Consider the following 18,533-nt stretch of genomic DNA (forward strand, 5'->3'; position numbering starts at 1 on the left):
TATTCAATATTAATTTAACTTAATGAATTACAAATAAACATTTTATATGTAATTTAATTATAAATAATACCTATATAATAATTTATATCATTTTCATGATATTTTAAATGTATAGAAATTAGTTTAATATAATATTAATTAATTAACATATTATATATTATATATTATTCTAATCCATATATTTATTATTACTATTATTTTAAAAGTTCATATATGTTAATAAATCAAAAAGCATTTAACTTAAATTTAATTTTATAATTAAATTTATAATCTATAATTTTAAATATCTTATTTAAAATTATACTAAATTAGTTCAAATTAATAATTATATTTATATGTTTATTAAACAGTTAATATTTATAGCCATAAATATTAACTGTTTAATAAAAACTATTTTCAGCATAAAATGCTTTTTAAAAATAAATTTTATTTCTATATAAAAAGAGCGTATTTACTACTGTTATAAAATATATACGTCAAAATTATTAACATAAATAAATCTTATTAATAAATAATGATTTATGTAATGTAATAAAGATTTTTAAAAATATTTAATATAAAATATAATAATTTATCTATATTCATATAAGAATATTTTATTACTATTAACAATAGTAATAAAATATAAATTACTTTTATATTAATAAATAAATTAATTAATATAATTTCATATAGGTTGATAAATATCAAAACGATGTTTTTTAGTTTTAATTACTGAATTTGTTTGTATTCCACCTAATGGTGGAGCATATTGAGGTCTTTTAACTACAACTCGTTGTTTTGCTAAAGTACGAGCAAGTTCAAGTAATGTATCTGCATCTTTATCTTCTCCAACTAATAACTGTAAAATTCTCATTTCTTTTTTAACAAGAGCATGTTTCTTTCCTGTATTAGGGTACATAGGATCAAGATATACAACATCTACATCAGTAGATGTTCTTATCATCTTACTTAAACTATATTGGCTTACAGTATGTAATAAACTTAAACGTTCTCGTAGCCAATGACCTATTATAATGTTCGAGTATCCTCGTTTTAAACCATCGTATAATAAAGATGCTACTATTAGATTACGTTCCATCATAATTACATGACAACCCATTGATGCCAAAATAAAAGCATCACGACCTAAACCACCTGTTGCATCAATTACATTAGGTAAATAATTTCTTTTAATACCTATTGCTTTTACTAAAGCTTCTTTGTTTTTTTTACAAAAACGTCGACGATATGTTATTGCACTAGAAATAAAATCAACAAAAATACCACCCATTTTAGGTTCATCTAATTTTCTTAATTCAAGATGCATCGGTGTTGATGCTAAAAATAAAGGTTCCTTAATTTTTTCTTTTAAATATTCATAATTTTCTAAATATAACAAAAGATAATCCTTAAATTCAGGGTTGAATTCCATAATGTTTTAACATAGAATCAATTTTAGGCTCACGATTACGAAACAGTTTAAATAGTTTTATAGGATCTTCAGATCCTCCATGAACTAAAAAATTATCTAAAAATGATTGTCCTGTTTGACGATTAAAAATACCTTCTTCTTCAAAACGTGAATAAGCATCAGCAGATAATACATTGCTCCATAAATAACTATAATAACCCGCTGCATAATTTCCAGAAAAAATATGACTAAAACTATGTGGAAATCTTTCCCATTCCTTAGTTGGTACAATAGCAATTTCTTGCTTTATTTTATATAGAAGTTCAATAATTTGATTATCTTTATCAGGTTTAAAGTCAGTATGTAAATAAAAATCAAATAAAGAAAATTCTATTTGACGCAAAAGAGATAAAGCAGACTGATAATTTTTTGATAATAAAAGTTTATCTAATAAAGATTTCGGTAATGATTCACCAGTGACATAATGACTTGAAATAATTTTTAATACTTCAGGTTCCCAACACCAGTTTTCCATAAACTGACTTGGAATTTCTACTGCATCCCATGGTACACCATTAATTCCGGAAAATTCTGGTATTTCAATGTTAGTTAGTATATGGTGCAAACTATGACCAAATTCATGAAATAAAGTAATGACTTCATGATGACTAAATAACGATGGTTTATTATGCATAGGAGGGGTAAAATTACATGTTAAATAAGCAACTGGTTTTTGTAAACTACCATCTTGTTTCCTCATTTGATTAACACAATCATCCATCCATGCACCGCTACGTTTATAATCACGCATGTATAAATCGAGATAAAAACTTCCACGTAATTCTTGAGATTCATCGAATAATTCAAAAAATCGTACATCCTCATGATATACATCAATATTAGTACGTTCATTTACATAAAGACCATAAATGAGCTGTATTACTTTAAATAACCCTTTAATTACATTATTTTCTGAAAAATAAGGACGTAATTCTTCATTAGTTATTTTATAAAGATGGTATTTATACTTCTCACTATAATAAGCAAAATCCCATGGATTGATATTGTCAACAGAAAATTTTGTTTTAACAAAAGAACATAGTTCAGAGAATTCTTTTTTAGCTTGTGGACGTACTTTTTTTAAAAGTTCATTTAAGAAATTAATTACTTGTGACTTATTTTTTACCATTTTAGTTGTAATGGATTTATCAAAATAATTATTAAATCCTAGTAATTGAGCTAATTCATAACGTAAATTTAGAATTTCAATCATTACTAAACTATTATCCCATTTAGCTGCATGTGGTCCTTGTTCTGAAGCACGAGTCGAATAAGCTAGATATAGCTGTTCACGGAGTTCACTATTATCGCAGTATGTCATTACTGGTAAATAACTAGGAATATCAAGTGTTATTAACCAACCATTTTGTATTTTAGTTTCGGCATATTTTTTAGCTAAATGTAAAATATCTTCTGGTACTCCTAACAATTCGTCTTTATTAACGACTAACTTACTCCAATTCATAGTAGCATCAAGCACATTATTATTATAAATTAAACTTAATTCAGATAAACGTACTATAATTGCAGTATGACGCTTTTTCGCTTCTTTATTCAAAAGAATACCAGATAATCTAAAATCACGTAAACTATTTTTTATTACTTTTTTTTGAATATCATTTAATAAATAATATTTATTATTTTTCTTAAAATTACTATATACATTATATAGATTTTTATGCTGCCCTAACCAACTATTATACTGTGATAATAATAATGATATATTTTCATATTCTTTTCGAAATACTACGTTATTTTTCACTGAATTTAAGTGCCTAATGGGAGAAACAATACGATTTAAACGATCATTTATTTCTGCGATTGGTTGAATTAAATTTTCCCATGGATGACATTTACATTGTGATAATGTGCGCTCTATTAATACATAACAATCATTTAATACTGATCTAATAGCAGGCACTATATGTTCAGCATTTATAGTAGAAAAAGGTGGTAAAATAAAAGGTATGAGCAAAGGATTATTCATAATAATAATTTTTTAAAATTAAAGGGCTAAATATAAATATTTATTTTAAATAATATTAAAAGTATTTAGTGCAGTAATAAACAAAATAAAATCTTTAATAGATTAACATAAAAATACTTAAATCTATAATGATTTATTTTAAATATAAGATAATAAAATCTATTTATATAAGAAATTACAAATCTATTCAACAATTTTAAATGAATAAATATAATTTAATTTATTTTTATATATGAAAATACTATATTCTTAGTACTAATAAAGTTTACCTATATATTTCTATCTTAATAAAAATATATTTTGTAAAATAAGCTAGTGAGCTATTAATATGCATGTATAAACATGGTAATTAACTTCTATAATTAAATAGTAAAATAATTAATTATTAGTTAATATTGAAACTACTAAAGATTTATTTATTTTCTTGCTATTCATTGATACTTAATAGCTCATAATCTTAATTTATTATAATTTGATATAATAGATTATTGTTATTGATGTATTTATGTTTGATAAATAATTTTATATATCAAAAACGGCAAAGTCACATGCTAAATCAGTAGGCATAAATACAGATTGACATTCTGCTAATAATTTTGCGCGATCTTGTAATAAATAACGTGAGCTAAAATGAGTAGCAATCATTTTTTTTGCTCCTGCTTCTTTAGCTACTTGAGCTGCTTGTACTGTTGTTGAATGACCACGGATATTAGCTTTTTCTGCTAATGAAGCTTCTAAAGTAGCTTCATGTACCATTACATCTGCATTTTCTGCTAACTGTAATGCTACTTTTGTTGGACCAGTATCGCCAAAAATCACTAATATTTTACCTTTTTTCGATGCTCCAAGATAATTAATCCCATTAATTACTCTACCATCTTTTAATTGAATACATTTACCATTTTTTAATTCTTGATACCATGGACCAGATGGAACACCATCCGCTTTTAACTTATCTGCATCAAGACAACTAGGTTTATCATACTGTTCAATACGATAACCGTAACATTCAATTACATGATTCATGGGCCATGCTGTAATTTTAAATTCCCCATCATCAAACACTAAACCTGCTTCAATTTCAATAATATTTAATAAAAAATTAGTATAAGAACCACTTAAATGTAATATTGTTTCAACAAAAAGTCGAATACCTTTTGGTCCATAAATAGTTATAGGTTCTGGAATTCCAAACATTGATCTACTAGTAAGTAATCCAGGTAAACCAAAAATATGATCACCATGTAAATGAGTAATAAAAATTTTTTGTAATTTACTTGGTTTAAGTTTTGTACGTATAAATTGATGTTGTGTTGCTTCACCACAATCAAATAGCCAAATATTATTACGTTTAAATAAAGTTAATGCAATAGCAGTTACGTTGCGATATTGACTAGGTACTCCTGCCCCAGTGCCAAGAAAAGTCATTTGCATATTATACTTTCCTATTAATAAATCTTAAAATTAAATTATTGGCAAAGACCATTCTTATATTTTTAAGATTGACTTTAAGTAACTGAATAATTATATATATATAATTATTAAAAAATAAAATTAAATAAATATTATTATGCAATTATATTATTAGATTTAAATCTATGTATAAACTTACAATTATAAAAAGCAATAATCGACTGTATATATTTATTAATGATAGAATGTTGATGAATATTTCAATATTAATTATTATAAATAGTAAAATAAGTACAAAAAATAATCTCAGTTTAAAAATCACACTTAAAATTCTATTAAGGCCAATATCGATTTAAAGCTTGCCATGCTTGTTGAGCAACGATTTCAGCAGGTTGTTTTTGTAATAAATCGTTAAATACTTCAATTCCTATTGGTCCATTATAACCAGATTTTTTTAGCTTATCGATAAAGTATTCAATTCTGATAATACCATCACCAGGTAATAAACGTTGATGACGTGCAACAAATATTAAATCTTCATTTTTTTGTGCAGGTATAGCTGCTATATCACATAACTGAACTTCATAAATTTGATCAACTGGAATCCCATCTAATTGAGATTCATCACCTCCTAAAGCGCATATATGAAATAAATCAACTACTAATCCAATATTAGGTTGTTTTAATCTCTTTAATCTTTTCCATGCTTGAGGCAACGTATTATCTATACTGCACCAAGCCATAGGCTCATACATAATTCGCATATTATAACGAGCAAGTTCTAAAGCCATCCAACAGAGATCCTCATCAATACGCTCAGCTATACAATCTTTACGGGTACTAGCAGGTGCTTGAATAGTATCACAACCTAATTTATTAGCTATTTGAATAAATTGATATAATTCTTGACGTTTATGATAACGTTCAATATCTGGTATCCCAGTGAAATCCCGTAATACTTGTAAATTAGTAAAACTTAGTTGCTGCTGTTTAGCGAGTTGTGCTAATCCAATAGCACCTTGTGTACTTGCTTGTACATCTTCTTTCCATATCTCTACTTGCTCAAAACCTGCTCTTCTTGCAGCGCAAAGTTTACGTTCTGGTTCACCGTTTAACAATACCAAGTTAAGAAATTTAGGATTACTGATCATTAACGATATCTCCTTAATTATCGAAAATAATCAATTTTAACTTTACTTATATAAATTGCATCATACATAACTATAATTTTAAACTTTATAAATTTTATTAAATAAATGTAAAAGTTTCTTTTACATTAACTGAAATTATTTGCTAGTAGTGGAATACTATATAATTGTAATATATGAATAATAAAAATTATTATGTTTAATATTCTTTAAAAAATTACTTATAATATAGAATATTATTATGAAATGAAATAAAAATAATTAACCATGCATGACTAAATCAATATAGATCTAGAATTTCTTAAATTTAATTTATTATTAATAGTTTTCTAATATTGATTAATAATCATACAAATAATTAATATATTTTCAATTAGATGTATAATTAAATTGAAAATTTAATTAAATCTTTTCAAAAATACTGTCTTTTATTTTAAAAAATAAACTTATATACTTTAAGATAAATTAAAATTATAATGTAATTATTTAATTATAAAAATGAAAGTAAATTTATTATATTATTATATATAATATAGATTGTTATATAATAATATAATTTAAATATTAGATAAAATTACAATATTTTTAATTTTATTTATATTAAACTTGCTAAATTGAATTTAACTTTATTATGTAATTAAATATTTCTTACTTAGATATCAGTTGTGCAAAATATATAAATTAATAATTAATTAAATTTTATAATTTTATCTAATACTTATTATTATACTTCACTTTGAAGTAATCCAATTTAATTTATCTTAATATTAAATTAATACTTAATAACTGATTTAATTAATACGCTTGAATTATTATTAGTAATATTCTTTATTAAATAAATTAAAAATATATATCAATAACCCAATTAATTAATATGTTGTTATAACATATATCTATTCTAAGCATTATTAGTTGATTTGATTTAAAATCAATAACAATTTTAATTACTGTAGTATAGGTTATACTAATCTCATTATTATAATTGAATGGTACATGTAAAATAATTTTAAAGAAATATATTTAAATTTCATTTAATATATAAGATTAACATTAATTTTAATTAATATACTTTTATTAAAAATGAAATAATAATGTGAACGCATTAATATCTTCAATATAATTTTTGATTATAGCAATCAAAATATAAACTATATTTTCTATATAAGAAATATAGTTTTAATGTAAAATTTTTACATAATCTTAATAATAATCAGTACATTATTTTAATCTTTATTGCTGTATGAATTAATATTGCAAGTATTAAATTATTTAAAGATACAGACTTATGATATTATAAATCATTTGGTTAAATTATTTTCAATAAAAATTTAAACTTAATACTTGTAATTTACTTATAAGTTTACATAAAGAACTTGTTATGTTTAAATAACATTAATGATCTGTTATATCGATTATTAACTTTATTTTTTGAATATTAAATACATCAACTTAATTTATTTTAGAAGTTATATAATAATATATTTTATTATATAAAGTTATTTTAAATTTTAATAAATTAAATTATTTAACATAATGATATTAATAATTAAACTAATTATTAATATTACATAATTAGTTGTATTTTAATGAATAAATTACCTTGATCATATTTAATATATTAATATATTAAATATTTCAATTTTGAGAAAAATATTCAAAATTCCTGTACAAAATAATGATTTAAACATCGATATTGATCGCTTTTAATGCATTTTCTTCAATAAAAGCACGTCGAGGAGCCACTGCGTCACCCATCAAAGTAGTAAATAATTGATCTGCTACTATAACGTCTTTAATAGTTACACGTAACATGTGTCGGCTAGCTGGATTCATAGTCGTTTCCCATAATTGATCTGGATTCATCTCACCTAGTCCTTTGTAGCGCTGTATAAATAAACCACGCCGTGATTCTTGTATTAACCATTCTAAAGCTTGCTCTAAACTCACTACTAATTGAAAATGTTCACCACGTATTATACGTGAATTTCCATCAAAAATTAAATTACGTAATTTATCACCTAACTTACACAGTTTACTGTATTCTAATCCATTGAGAAAATTAAAATCTATTAAGTAATCTGTAGATATACCATATGTATATACAGTAATCATAGGTTCAAATAAATTACTTTTATGATTTTCATGTATTTGTGCTTTATAATTACTAGCATTGACCTCATGTTTAATCAAATAACTTACTAATCCATTTATCCAATTTTTTACATTAATTTTACTATTAAGTTTATCTATAGTTAATTTTGGATAGTAGATTAATGCTTTTAAAACAACAGATGGAAAAATACGTTCCATACATTTGATCATTTTTTGAATACTATTTAATTCAATTAATAATTTATTTAATTTATCTCCGCTTAATATTATTTTGTTAGAATTAAGCTTTAATATTGCACCATCTAATGCATTTGTGAGTTGATATTGATCTAATAATTCATCATCTTTAATATAATATTCTTGTTTTCCTTTTTTTATTTTATAAAGAGGAGGCTGAGCAATATATACATGTCCACGTTCAATAATTTCAGGCATTTGACGATAGAAAAAAGTCAAAAGTAATGTACGAATATGAGCTCCATCTACATCTGCATCAGTCATGATAATTATATTATGATAACGAAGCTTGTCGGGATTATATTCATCTGGACCAATCCCACATCCTAATGCAGTAATAAGAGTAGCTACTTCTTGTGAAGAAAGCATTTTATCAAAACGTGCTTTTTCAACATTAAGAATTTTACCTTTTAATGGTAGAATTGCTTGATTTTTACGATTACGTCCCTGTTTAGCTGAACCACCAGCAGAATCACCTTCAACTAGGTAGATTTCAGATGATGCGGGATCCCGTTCTTGACAATCTGCTAATTTACCAGGCAAACCAGTTAAATCGAGTATACTTTTACGTCTAGTCATTTCGCGTGCACGACGCGCTGCTTCACGTGCACGTGCTGCATCAATAACTTTACTAACAATAATTTTTGCATCAGATGGATTTTCTAGTAAGTATTCATTTAACATTTCATTCATTTGCTGTTCAACTGCAGATTTAACTTCCGAAGAAACCAATTTATCTTTAGTTTGAGATGAAAACTTTGGATCAGGTAATTTTACTGAAATAACTGCTACCAAACCTTCACGAGCATCATCACCTATGGCATTAACCTTTGCTCTTTTACTATAACCTTCTTTATCCATATAAGTATTTAAAGTACGAGTCATTCCTGCACGAAAACCTGCTACATGAGTACCACCATCACGCTGTGGAATATTATTAGTAAAACAATATATGTTTTCTTGAAAACCATCATTCCATTGTAGTGCTACTTCTACACCTATATTGTCTTTTTCAGTACAAAAATAAAATATATTAGAATGTATTGGATTTTTATTATAGTTTAAGTATTCAATAAACGCTTTAATTCCACCTGCATAGTGGTAATGTTCGTTTTTATTATCATATTTATTTTCAAGATAAATGGATATTCCAGAATTTAAAAAAGATAACTCACGTAAACGTTTTGCTAAAATTTCATATTTAAATTTGATAATATTAGTAAATATTTTTTTGTTTGGCCAGAAACGAACACTTGTTCCAGTTAAATCAGTATATCCAATTATATTTAACGGAGTTTTTGGAACACCATCTGCATAAATCTGATGATGTATTTTACCATCGCGATAAATAGTCAATTCTAATTTTTGCGATAAAGCATTGACTACAGAAACACCTACACCATGTAACCCACCTGATACTTTATAGGAGGTATCATCAAATTTACCACCTGCATGTAATACAGTCATAATTACTTCAGCGGCGGAAATACCTTCTTCTAAATGCATATCAGTGGGCATACCTCGTCCATTATCTTGCACTAAGATAGAATCATCTGTATACATAGTAACAATAATATTACTGCAATAACCAGCAAGTGCTTCATCAATAGAATTATCAACAACTTCAAATACCATATGATGTAAACCAGTTCCGTCATTTGTATCACCGATATACATACCAGGACGTTTTCGTACTGCATCTAGTCCTTTTAAAACTTTTATGCTGGAAGCATCATAAGATTTCGACATTAATATTTCTCTCTTATTTAACAATGACGAAGCTATTTATCTAATAAATTAGATTTTATTCAATTTATATTCTATCAATACATAAAATATTGATAGAATATAAAATTCAATCAATATTAATTACATATATAATAATATGAATAGATTTTTAAATAAAACAATTAAGATAAATATTGTAATATCTTCAAACATTCTTAAAAATATATTATATATATGCTATTTTGTTTTTTAGAATTTTAAGATTTATTTAAATAATATTTAGGATTATATGTATTATAATATTTATTTCTATAAATAAAACTCCTAGTGTAACATACTTTATTCTCAATTAAACTAATATTATTTAGTTAATAAGCATACTAAAGAGATAATTAATTTTATTTAAATAAAGTTTTAAAAACTAAAGCTAATAAATTTTTTAAATAAATATATCATTTATAATAGCTTTAACCAAAATTAGTAATTAAAAATTATTTTTTATAATCTTATTGGCATAACTACATATATTGCTATTTGATTATTAACATCCTCGATTTGTATACTAGAATTTGAATCTGTTAGTAAAAAACGGACTCTTTCACATTTTAGTACATTTAGCACATCTATTATATAATTAACATTAAATCCCATTTCCAAATCACTTCCAAGATATCTGACTTCAAGTATTTCTTCTGCTTCTCCTTGATCAGGATTATTAGCAGTAATCTTAATTTGATTTGTCGTAAGGTAAATACGAACGCTACGAAATTTTTCATTTGAAATAATAGCTACACGTGTAAAAGCTTTTTTTATTAAATCACAATTTGCTTCTAGAAATTTATCGGTAATTTTTGGTAAAACACGACGATAATCAGGAAAAGTTCCCCCTATCAATTTTGATGTAAAAGTAAAATTATCAACATGCACACGGATATTGCTATTGCCAATTTGTATTCGTAATAGTTTATCATCATTATTTAGTAATCGCGATAGTTCAATAACTCCTTTACGAGGTACGATCACGGAAGATTTCGGTAATGTTTGTTGAATTGGCATACAACATACCGCTAACCGATGCCCATCAGTAGCAACGGTACGTAATTCTTTACCTTCAGTTTCAAACATCATGCCATTAAGACAATAACGAACATCTTGTTGTGCCATAGAAAATTGTGTAGATTCAATTAAGCGTTTTAATGTGATATGTGATAATGTAAATTCCAATTGGCTTTGCCAATTATCCAGATTTGGAAAGTTATTAGGTGATAAAGTAGCAAGTGAAAAACGAATACGTTGAGAATACACTAATAATCTATCATTTTCCAATACAACATTGATTACTGATTTTTCTGGTAATCCTCGACAAATATCAAGAAATTTACGAGCAGATACAGTAGTAGCTCCTAATTCATAATTTTGGTTTAATGATATGCGTGATATCATTTCAATTTCTAAATCAGTAGTAGTAAATATCACCATTCTTTCGATTACTTGCAGTAATATATTCCCAAGAATTGGCAAAGTTGGACGTCCTATGATTGGACTATTTATTAGTTGTAAAGGTTTTAATAATTTCTCACGTTCTAATACAAATTTCATATATATTATGAAGATAATATTCTAATAAGTTTATAAAAGTCTTCTTTAATATTGAGACTTTCTTGACATAGCTGATCAACTTTACGACATGCATGTAAAACAGTAGTATGATCCCGTCCACCAAATGCGTCACCAATTTCCGGTAGACTATGATTAGTAAGTTCTTTTGCCATCGCCATTGCTATTTGACGAGGACGGGATACAGAACGAGAACGTCGCTTAGATAATAAATCTTTTAGATTTAATCTATAGTATTCAGCCACAGTTTTTTGTATATGTTCAAGAGTAACTAATTTTTCTTGTAATGCTAAAAGATCTCGTAAAACGTCACGTACAAAATCAACTGTAATATCATTACCGGTAAAGCTAGCATTAGCAATTACACGATTTAATGCTCCTTCTAACTCACGTACATTAGAATGAAGATGTTTTGCAATAAAAAATGCTACTTCATGAGGTAAATTAATATCATTTTCATTAGCTTTTTTCATTAAAATTGCTATTCGTGTTTCTAATTCTGGTGCTTCAATAGCGACTGTTAATCCCCAACCAAAACGGGATTTTAAACGATCTTCTACTCCATTAATTTCTTTAGGATAACGATCTGATGTTAAAATAATTTGTTGATTACCTTCTAATAAAGCATTAAAAGTATGAAAAAATTCTTCTTGAGAACGTTCTTTATTAGCGAGAAATTGAATATCATCAATAAGCAAAGTATCAACTGAGCGATAATAACGCTTAAAATCTTCAATTGCATTATTTTGTATTGCTTTTACCATATCTTGTACAAATCGTTCAGAATGCATATACACTACTTTTGCATTAGGTTTACATACAATAATACCATTACCTACAGCGTGTAATAAATGAGTTTTTCCTAAACCAGTTCTTCCATAAAGAAATAAAGGATTATATGCTCCTCCAGGATTATTTACTACATGACTTGCTGCTGCGCGGGCTAATTGATTAGATTTACCTTCTATAAAATTATCAAAACTATGGCGATTATTGACATTTGAACGGTAAATTACATCTACGGGAACTGACATAGAATCCCAACTAGGTTGTAATATTTGTGTTTTACTTGAACGATGCTCTATTGATGTAAATACTTGAAAACTATTATTTGTTGTGATTAATTGTTCTACAATAACCTCCTCTGATATAGGACGTGTGCCTACTTCAAAACGTAATAACGGAATGTTAGCACCACAAAATTCATTTAATAATGAGTGAATGTTGTTAAAATATTTTTCTTGAACCCAGTCAAGTACAAACCGATTTGGGGCGTATAAGGCTAGTATATTACCATTTAATTCAGCTTGCAGTGGGCGAATCCACATACTAAATTCAGTAGCAGAAAGTTTGTCTTGCAAGCGAGCAACACACTGTTGCCAAAGCTTAAATGACACGGCGTACTCCAATCTTACAAATTCAATAAGAATTTTTAGACAATGAAATATATAGAAACATACATTTGATATAGACATCAAAAATGTTTAATTATTACTGCTACTTATGCTAGTTTCTTTCTTAAAATTCTATGTTATTCTATAAAGATAAATTCATAATAATGCAAAGTTACAAAAAATATTTTTCTATTCTACATGTAATTTATTTATAAAAGTAAATTTTCTAAGTTACTAAAAATTAATTGTAAGCAATATCCAGTTATTGCAGATTAAAACTATTTATATTTTATATAAAATTTCTATATAAGACTTTGATCCAAAAAAAATAATTTATTTATTTAATATAGATTGAATAATACACTTGTAAAGTAAGTTGACTTTAGTCAATACAGTTATTAAGATGACCCATTCTTATATATGCAAAAAATAATAATATTAGTTATTATAATGAACTGAAAAATTCAAGCTTTTAGTGAAATTTTAATTTTAGGTAGCAAACACCATGAAACGTACTTTTCAACCATCTATATTAAAACGAAATCGTACTCACGGTTTTCGTGTTAGAATGTCTACTAAAAATGGTCGACAAATTTTAGCAAGGCGGCGTGCTAAAGGACGTAGCCATTTAACAAAAATATCTAAATAAAGAAAGATAACATTAGTGAAAAACTTTTTCTTTTCTAAAAAACTACGTTTATTAAATTCTATGAATTTTTCTTTTGTTTTTCAAGAGCCAAAACGAATCAGTACATCATATATTACTATACTTGGAAGATATAATTTACTTGAATGTCCACGTATAGGTTTTGCTATTTCTAAGAAATATGTAAAATACGCTCATGAACGCAATAGAATAAAAAGATTATCTCGAGAAAGTTTTCGTCTACATCAATACAGTCTACCAAAAATGGATTTCGTAATATTAGCAAAACACGGTATCAGCGATCTTAATAATCAAGTATTGACGAAAACATTGGAAAAATTATGGTGTCATTATTATTTGCTAGTATACAACAATTCGTAATCATTCTAATACGTATTTATCAGTGCGTCATTAGTCGTTATTTATTGAGTTCGCACTGCCGATTTTATCCCACTTGTTCACGCTATGGAATAGAATGTTTATATCGCTTTGGTTTGATAAAAGGAAGTTGGTTAACAATTAGACGTGTATTAAGATGCCATCCTTTAAATTCCGGTGGCAATGATCCTGTACCATCAAAATTTGATACCAGAGAATATTAACAATGGATTCGCAACCTAATCTTTTTCTTATAGCTTTTATATTACTTTCATTTATAACTTGGCAAGCTTGGCAAGCTGAGCATAGTTCTCAACTAAAACACCGTAAAGTTATACAACATACGAATAATATAGCAAAAGATATTATTTCTGTAAATTCATCAAATCATAAAGTAATTACTATTAAAACAGATGTATTAAAAATATCTATTAATATGAGAGGAGGAGATATTGAAGAAGCTCAATTATTAACTTACTCTAGTAAATTAGATTCCAATAAACCTATTCAATTATTAGATTCAAAATCATCATTTATTTATCAAGCACAAAGCGGATTAATTGGCAAAAATGGTCCGGATAATCCTAATAATGGTGTGCGTCCACTTTATGATACCTATCAAGATCATTTTGAAATGACAAATGGTCAAACAGAATTACATATTCCTCTTATTTGGAGAAGTAAAAATGGTATAACTATTATTAAAAACTTTTATTTTAAAAAAGGTGAATTTTATATTAAAATTAATTATAACATTATTAATACTAGTACCTTGCCAATTGAAGTAATGATGTTTGGTCAGTTAAAACAAACTATTGAATTACCTAAGAATCTTGATTCTAGTCACAATAACCTAAATCTACATTCTTTTCGTGGTACTGCTTACTCAACTAACGACGTGAAATACAAAAAATATAAATTTGATACTATTGCTAACAACAAAAATTTAAACGCTATTACTACTAATGGTTGGGTAGCAATGCTCCAACAATATTTTGCCACTGCTTGGATACCTAATAGTCCTGGCAAAAATACTTTATATACTAAGTGTTTTAGTAATGATATCGCAACTATCGGTTACAAATCTGCTCCTATTACTATAAATGCAGGTGAAGAAAAAAATATTGGCGCAACATTATGGATTGGACCAGAAATTCAGGATAAAATGGCAGCTGTTGCTCCATATTTAGATTTAACAGTTGATTATGGTTGGCTTTGGTTTATTTCTCAACCATTGTTTAAATTATTAAAATTCATAAATAAATTTGTTGGAAATTGGGGTTTTTCCATTATTATTATTACATTTATTGTTCGTGGAATTATGTATCCTTTAACTAAAGCTCAATATACTTCAATGGCGAAAATACGTGTTTTACAACCCAAAATTGCAGCCATGAAGGAACGTTGGATAGACAATAAACAAAAAATGAGTCAAGAAATGATGGCTTTATATAAAGAAGAAAAAGTTAATCCATTAGGTGGATGCTTACCCTTAATTATTCAGATGCCTATTTTTCTTGCTCTATACTATATGTTATCAGGTTCAATAGAGTTACGTCATGCACCATTTATATGGTGGGTTCATGATTTATCAGCACAGGATCCATATTATATTTTACCAATAATAATGGGTATCAGTATGTTTTTCATTCAAAAAATGTCACCTAATACAGTAACTGATCCTATGCAAAACAAAATTATGACCTACATGCCAATAATTTTTACTATATTTTTTCTTTGGTTTCCATCTGGATTAGTTCTGTACTATATTGTAAGTAATTTATTTACTATTTTTCAGCAACAGCTAATTTATAGAAGTTTAGAAAAATGTGGTTTACATACACGTAATACAGATCATCACATATGAAATATTTATATAAGATAATATAAATTATGTATAATAAGGATACCATTATTGCTCAGGCTACACCTCCAGGATTTGGTAGTGTTGGTATTTTGCGCATTTCAGGCGAAAGAGCAGCACATGTAGCATGTGCTATTTTAGGTAAATTACCGCAAGCACGATTTGCTAGCTATCTATCATTTAATGATATTGACTGTACTGTAATAGATAAAGGTATCGCGATATGGTTTCCTGCTCCTCATTCTTTTACCGGTGAAGATGTATTGGAATTACAGGGACACGGAGGACCAATTATTCTTGATATGTTGTTAAAACGTATATTAGCATTGAATTATGTTCGTATTGCACGTCCAGGAGAATTTTCAGAGCGTGCTTTTATTAATAATAAAATTGATTTAACTCAAGCAGAAGCTATAGCTGATTTAATCCATGCTAATTCTGAACAAGCTGCTCGTTTAGCAATAAATTCGTTACAAGGTATGTTTTCATTGAAAATTAATAATTTATTAAATTCTATACTCAATTTACGTGTAAAAATAGAAGCTTCTATTGATTTTCCTGATGAAAATAACGAATTTATTTCTGATAAAGAAATTCAAGATCAATTAGATATAGATATCACTAACTTGAATAATATACTCAAACAAGCATGTCAAGGTAATGTAATAAGAGAAGGAATGAAATTAGTGATAGCAGGTAAACCAAATTCAGGTAAATCAAGTATTTTTAATGCTTTGTTAGGAATGGAATCAGCTATTGTTACAGATATCGCTGGTACTACGCGTGACATATTAAAAGAATATATTCATATCGACGGCATGCCAATTCACATTATTGATACAGCAGGTTTAAGAGAAGAAGCAACTAATAAGGTCGAAGATATCGGTATTAAACGTGCTTGTGAAGAAATTAAACAATCTAACCATGTACTTTTAGTAGTTGATGGTAGTATTTATAAAGATAAAGATATAAATCTTATCATATCTGATTTTAAAACCTACCTACCTTCATCATTACCTATCACTGTCATACGTAACAAAATAGATATAACTGGTGAACCATGTGGATTTAAAAAAATAAATAACTATGTACGTGTTTGCCTTTCTGCATTTACTGGTGAAGGTATTGACATGTTACGTATTCATCTAAAAAATTATATGGGATTATCAAATAATACAGAAGGTATTTTCCTTGCACGACGTCGTCATTTACATTCACTTGAATTAACAAGTTTTTTTTTAGAAAAAACTAAAAAATATTTAATTAATAATCCTTGTAGAGAATTACTAGCAGAAGAATTACGTAATGCTCATTTAACTTTAAGTAAAGTAACTGGTCAATATAGTACAGAAAATTTATTAGAAAACATTTTTTCTTCTTTTTGTATTGGAAAATAGATTTCTATAAATATATCATTACTTATAGGTCAAAATTATTTACTAAAATTAGTGAATGAGCATTATTAACTAATTAATCTAATAGTATTTACATAATGTAAACCATCTTTGTTTTTAAATAGCATAAATGTACTTCTTAACAGATAAAGTTAAGTTATATTGTTTTTAGACGAATTAAAACTATTATCAAACCAATGTAAATATGTAGTTTTTATAATAGAATTAAATTTAAGTAACATTGGAGAAATATGATAAATTTCGCATTTACTAAACAATAAACGACAAAAATCTAAATTATTTAGATTCATATTCATGACTTAGATTCCATTTAATATTAAAAATTATTTACTTTAAATATAATCTATAATAAAGCGATTTATAATAAATTACTTCCTTTATATTATATAAGAAAAATAAAATAATAGAAAATACTTTTTTAAGTAATAAGTAATCTATCTAGATTATCTCTATTTACATGTCTAAAGTCTTTACCTTTAATGAAATAAAAAATTATTTCACAAATATTTTGACATCGATCACCAATACGCTCAATGGCACGGGCACAAAATAACGCATTCAAAACGATAGGTATAGAACTTGAATGTTCCATCATATAACTCGTTAATTGATGTACAATCTTTTGGTATTCTTTATCCACCTTTTTATCTTCACGATATATATGCATAGCTCCATTAAGGTCCATATGTGTAAACGCAATTAATACATTATGTAACATTTCTACAGTATGATAACCAAGGGATTTAATTTTTAACAGTATTGGTAGATGTTCTTGACTAAAAGTATTAAGTACAGTACGTCCTATCTTTTCAGAAACATCACCAATACGTTCTAATTCAGCAATTATTTTTATAATTGCTATTATTAAACGTAAATCACTAGCAATTGGTTGGCGTTTAGCAATTATACGTATACAAGCTTCATCAATTTCTACTTCAATCATGTTAATTTTCTGATCACCCGAAATAACATGATATGCTAAGTCACTATCTTGATGATGCATAGCAATAACAGCATCACTAAGTTGTTGTTCAACCATATTACCCATAATCATTACTTGAGTATAAATATGTTCAAGTTCTACATTAAACTGACCGGAGATATGTTTATTTAGCTTCAAATTATCCATCTATTTTTTCCT

The 18,533-nt window shown here is 26.4% G+C and carries 14 protein-coding genes; 5 read left to right on the forward strand and 9 right to left on the reverse strand.

The window, feature by feature from the left end:
- Positions 1–667: 667 nt before the first annotated feature.
- The 7 genes from FD727_RS03650 to dnaA form a co-directional block, all read right to left on the reverse strand.
- On the reverse strand, positions 668–1,381 hold the full coding sequence (locus FD727_RS03650; RefSeq protein WP_370515973.1) for a class I SAM-dependent methyltransferase: 714 nt from the start codon (positions 1,379–1,381) through the stop codon (positions 668–670).
- Between the two features lie 16 nt (positions 1,382–1,397).
- Entirely contained in the window at positions 1,398–3,440 is a 2,043-nt protein-coding gene (gene prlC, locus FD727_RS03655) for an oligopeptidase A (RefSeq protein ID WP_159938803.1), read from the reverse strand.
- 522 nt (positions 3,441–3,962) lie between these two features.
- Positions 3,963–4,874 (reverse strand): ribonuclease Z, encoded by a 912-nt coding sequence (gene rnz, locus FD727_RS03660; RefSeq protein WP_159938804.1) that lies wholly within the window; start codon positions 4,872–4,874, stop codon positions 3,963–3,965.
- A gap of 314 nt (positions 4,875–5,188) precedes the next feature.
- Positions 5,189–6,004, reverse strand: a complete 816-nt coding sequence (locus FD727_RS03665; RefSeq protein ID WP_159938805.1) for a sugar phosphate isomerase/epimerase — start codon at positions 6,002–6,004, stop codon at positions 5,189–5,191.
- Between the two features lie 1,677 nt (positions 6,005–7,681).
- A complete protein-coding gene (gyrB, locus tag FD727_RS03670; RefSeq protein WP_159938807.1) occupies positions 7,682–10,099 on the reverse strand; it encodes a DNA topoisomerase (ATP-hydrolyzing) subunit B in 2,418 nt (805 codons plus the stop codon).
- A 477-nt stretch (positions 10,100–10,576) separates the two neighbouring features.
- Positions 10,577–11,677: a DNA polymerase III subunit beta gene (dnaN, locus tag FD727_RS03675; RefSeq protein ID WP_159938808.1), complete on the reverse strand. Its 1,101-nt coding sequence runs from the start codon at positions 11,675–11,677 to the stop codon at positions 10,577–10,579.
- Positions 11,678–11,682: 5 nt separating this feature from the next.
- On the reverse strand, positions 11,683–13,170 hold the full coding sequence (dnaA, locus tag FD727_RS03680; protein WP_370515974.1) for a chromosomal replication initiator protein DnaA: 1,488 nt from the start codon (positions 13,168–13,170) through the stop codon (positions 11,683–11,685).
- A gap of 424 nt (positions 13,171–13,594) precedes the next feature.
- Between dnaA and rpmH the strand changes: the two genes are divergently transcribed.
- The 5 genes from rpmH to mnmE are packed head-to-tail and all read left to right on the forward strand — an operon-like array spanning position 13,595 to position 17,374.
- Positions 13,595–13,738 (forward strand): 50S ribosomal protein L34, encoded by a 144-nt coding sequence (gene rpmH, locus FD727_RS03685; RefSeq protein ID WP_159938810.1) that lies wholly within the window; start codon positions 13,595–13,597, stop codon positions 13,736–13,738.
- Between the two features lie 6 nt (positions 13,739–13,744).
- Complete coding sequence (gene rnpA, locus FD727_RS03690; protein ID WP_370515975.1) at positions 13,745–14,116, forward strand: ribonuclease P protein component; 372 nt, start codon at positions 13,745–13,747, stop codon at positions 14,114–14,116.
- Positions 14,077–14,337 (forward strand): membrane protein insertion efficiency factor YidD, encoded by a 261-nt coding sequence (yidD, locus tag FD727_RS03695; protein WP_159938811.1) that lies wholly within the window; start codon positions 14,077–14,079, stop codon positions 14,335–14,337. Before rnpA ends, yidD begins: the two co-directional genes overlap by 40 nt.
- 2 nt (positions 14,338–14,339) lie before the next feature.
- Entirely contained in the window at positions 14,340–15,980 is a 1,641-nt protein-coding gene (yidC, locus tag FD727_RS03700; RefSeq protein ID WP_159938812.1) for a membrane protein insertase YidC, read from the forward strand.
- 26 nt (positions 15,981–16,006) lie between these two features.
- A complete protein-coding gene (mnmE, locus tag FD727_RS03705) occupies positions 16,007–17,374 on the forward strand; it encodes a tRNA uridine-5-carboxymethylaminomethyl(34) synthesis GTPase MnmE (protein WP_159938814.1) in 1,368 nt (455 codons plus the stop codon).
- Positions 17,375–17,523: 149 nt separating this feature from the next.
- Here the strand turns inward: mnmE and FD727_RS03710 are convergent, their stop codons facing one another.
- Together FD727_RS03710 and phoU are read right to left on the reverse strand one after the other, a co-directional pair.
- Positions 17,524–17,688, reverse strand: a complete 165-nt coding sequence (locus FD727_RS03710) for a hypothetical protein (protein WP_159938815.1) — start codon at positions 17,686–17,688, stop codon at positions 17,524–17,526.
- 122 nt (positions 17,689–17,810) lie between these two features.
- A complete protein-coding gene (gene phoU, locus FD727_RS03715) occupies positions 17,811–18,521 on the reverse strand; it encodes a phosphate signaling complex protein PhoU (RefSeq protein ID WP_159938816.1) in 711 nt (236 codons plus the stop codon).
- Positions 18,522–18,533 lie beyond the last annotated feature (12 nt).

The organism is Pantoea sp. Mhis, assembly GCF_009830015.1.

Excerpts from the sequence above, each read along its gene's own strand:
- rpmH (WP_159938810.1), top strand. The coding sequence starts at position 13,595 with ATGAAACGTACTTTTCAACCATCTATATTAAAACGAAATCGTACTCAC.
- phoU (WP_159938816.1), bottom strand. The coding sequence starts at position 18,521 with ATGGATAATTTGAAGCTAAATAAACATATCTCCGGTCAGTTTAATGTA.
- FD727_RS03710 (WP_159938815.1), bottom strand. The coding sequence starts at position 17,688 with ATGAATATGAATCTAAATAATTTAGATTTTTGTCGTTTATTGTTTAGT.
- mnmE (WP_159938814.1), top strand. The coding sequence starts at position 16,007 with ATGTATAATAAGGATACCATTATTGCTCAGGCTACACCTCCAGGATTT.
- rnz (WP_159938804.1), bottom strand. The coding sequence starts at position 4,874 with ATGCAAATGACTTTTCTTGGCACTGGGGCAGGAGTACCTAGTCAATAT.
- yidD (WP_159938811.1), top strand. The coding sequence starts at position 14,077 with ATGGTGTCATTATTATTTGCTAGTATACAACAATTCGTAATCATTCTA.
- dnaA (WP_370515974.1), bottom strand. The coding sequence starts at position 13,170 with ATGTCTATATCAAATGTATGTTTCTATATATTTCATTGTCTAAAAATT.
- FD727_RS03665 (WP_159938805.1), bottom strand. The coding sequence starts at position 6,004 with ATGATCAGTAATCCTAAATTTCTTAACTTGGTATTGTTAAACGGTGAA.
- gyrB (WP_159938807.1), bottom strand. The coding sequence starts at position 10,099 with ATGTCGAAATCTTATGATGCTTCCAGCATAAAAGTTTTAAAAGGACTA.
- yidC (WP_159938812.1), top strand. The coding sequence starts at position 14,340 with ATGGATTCGCAACCTAATCTTTTTCTTATAGCTTTTATATTACTTTCA.
- prlC (WP_159938803.1), bottom strand. The coding sequence starts at position 3,440 with ATGAATAATCCTTTGCTCATACCTTTTATTTTACCACCTTTTTCTACT.
- dnaN (WP_159938808.1), bottom strand. The coding sequence starts at position 11,677 with ATGAAATTTGTATTAGAACGTGAGAAATTATTAAAACCTTTACAACTA.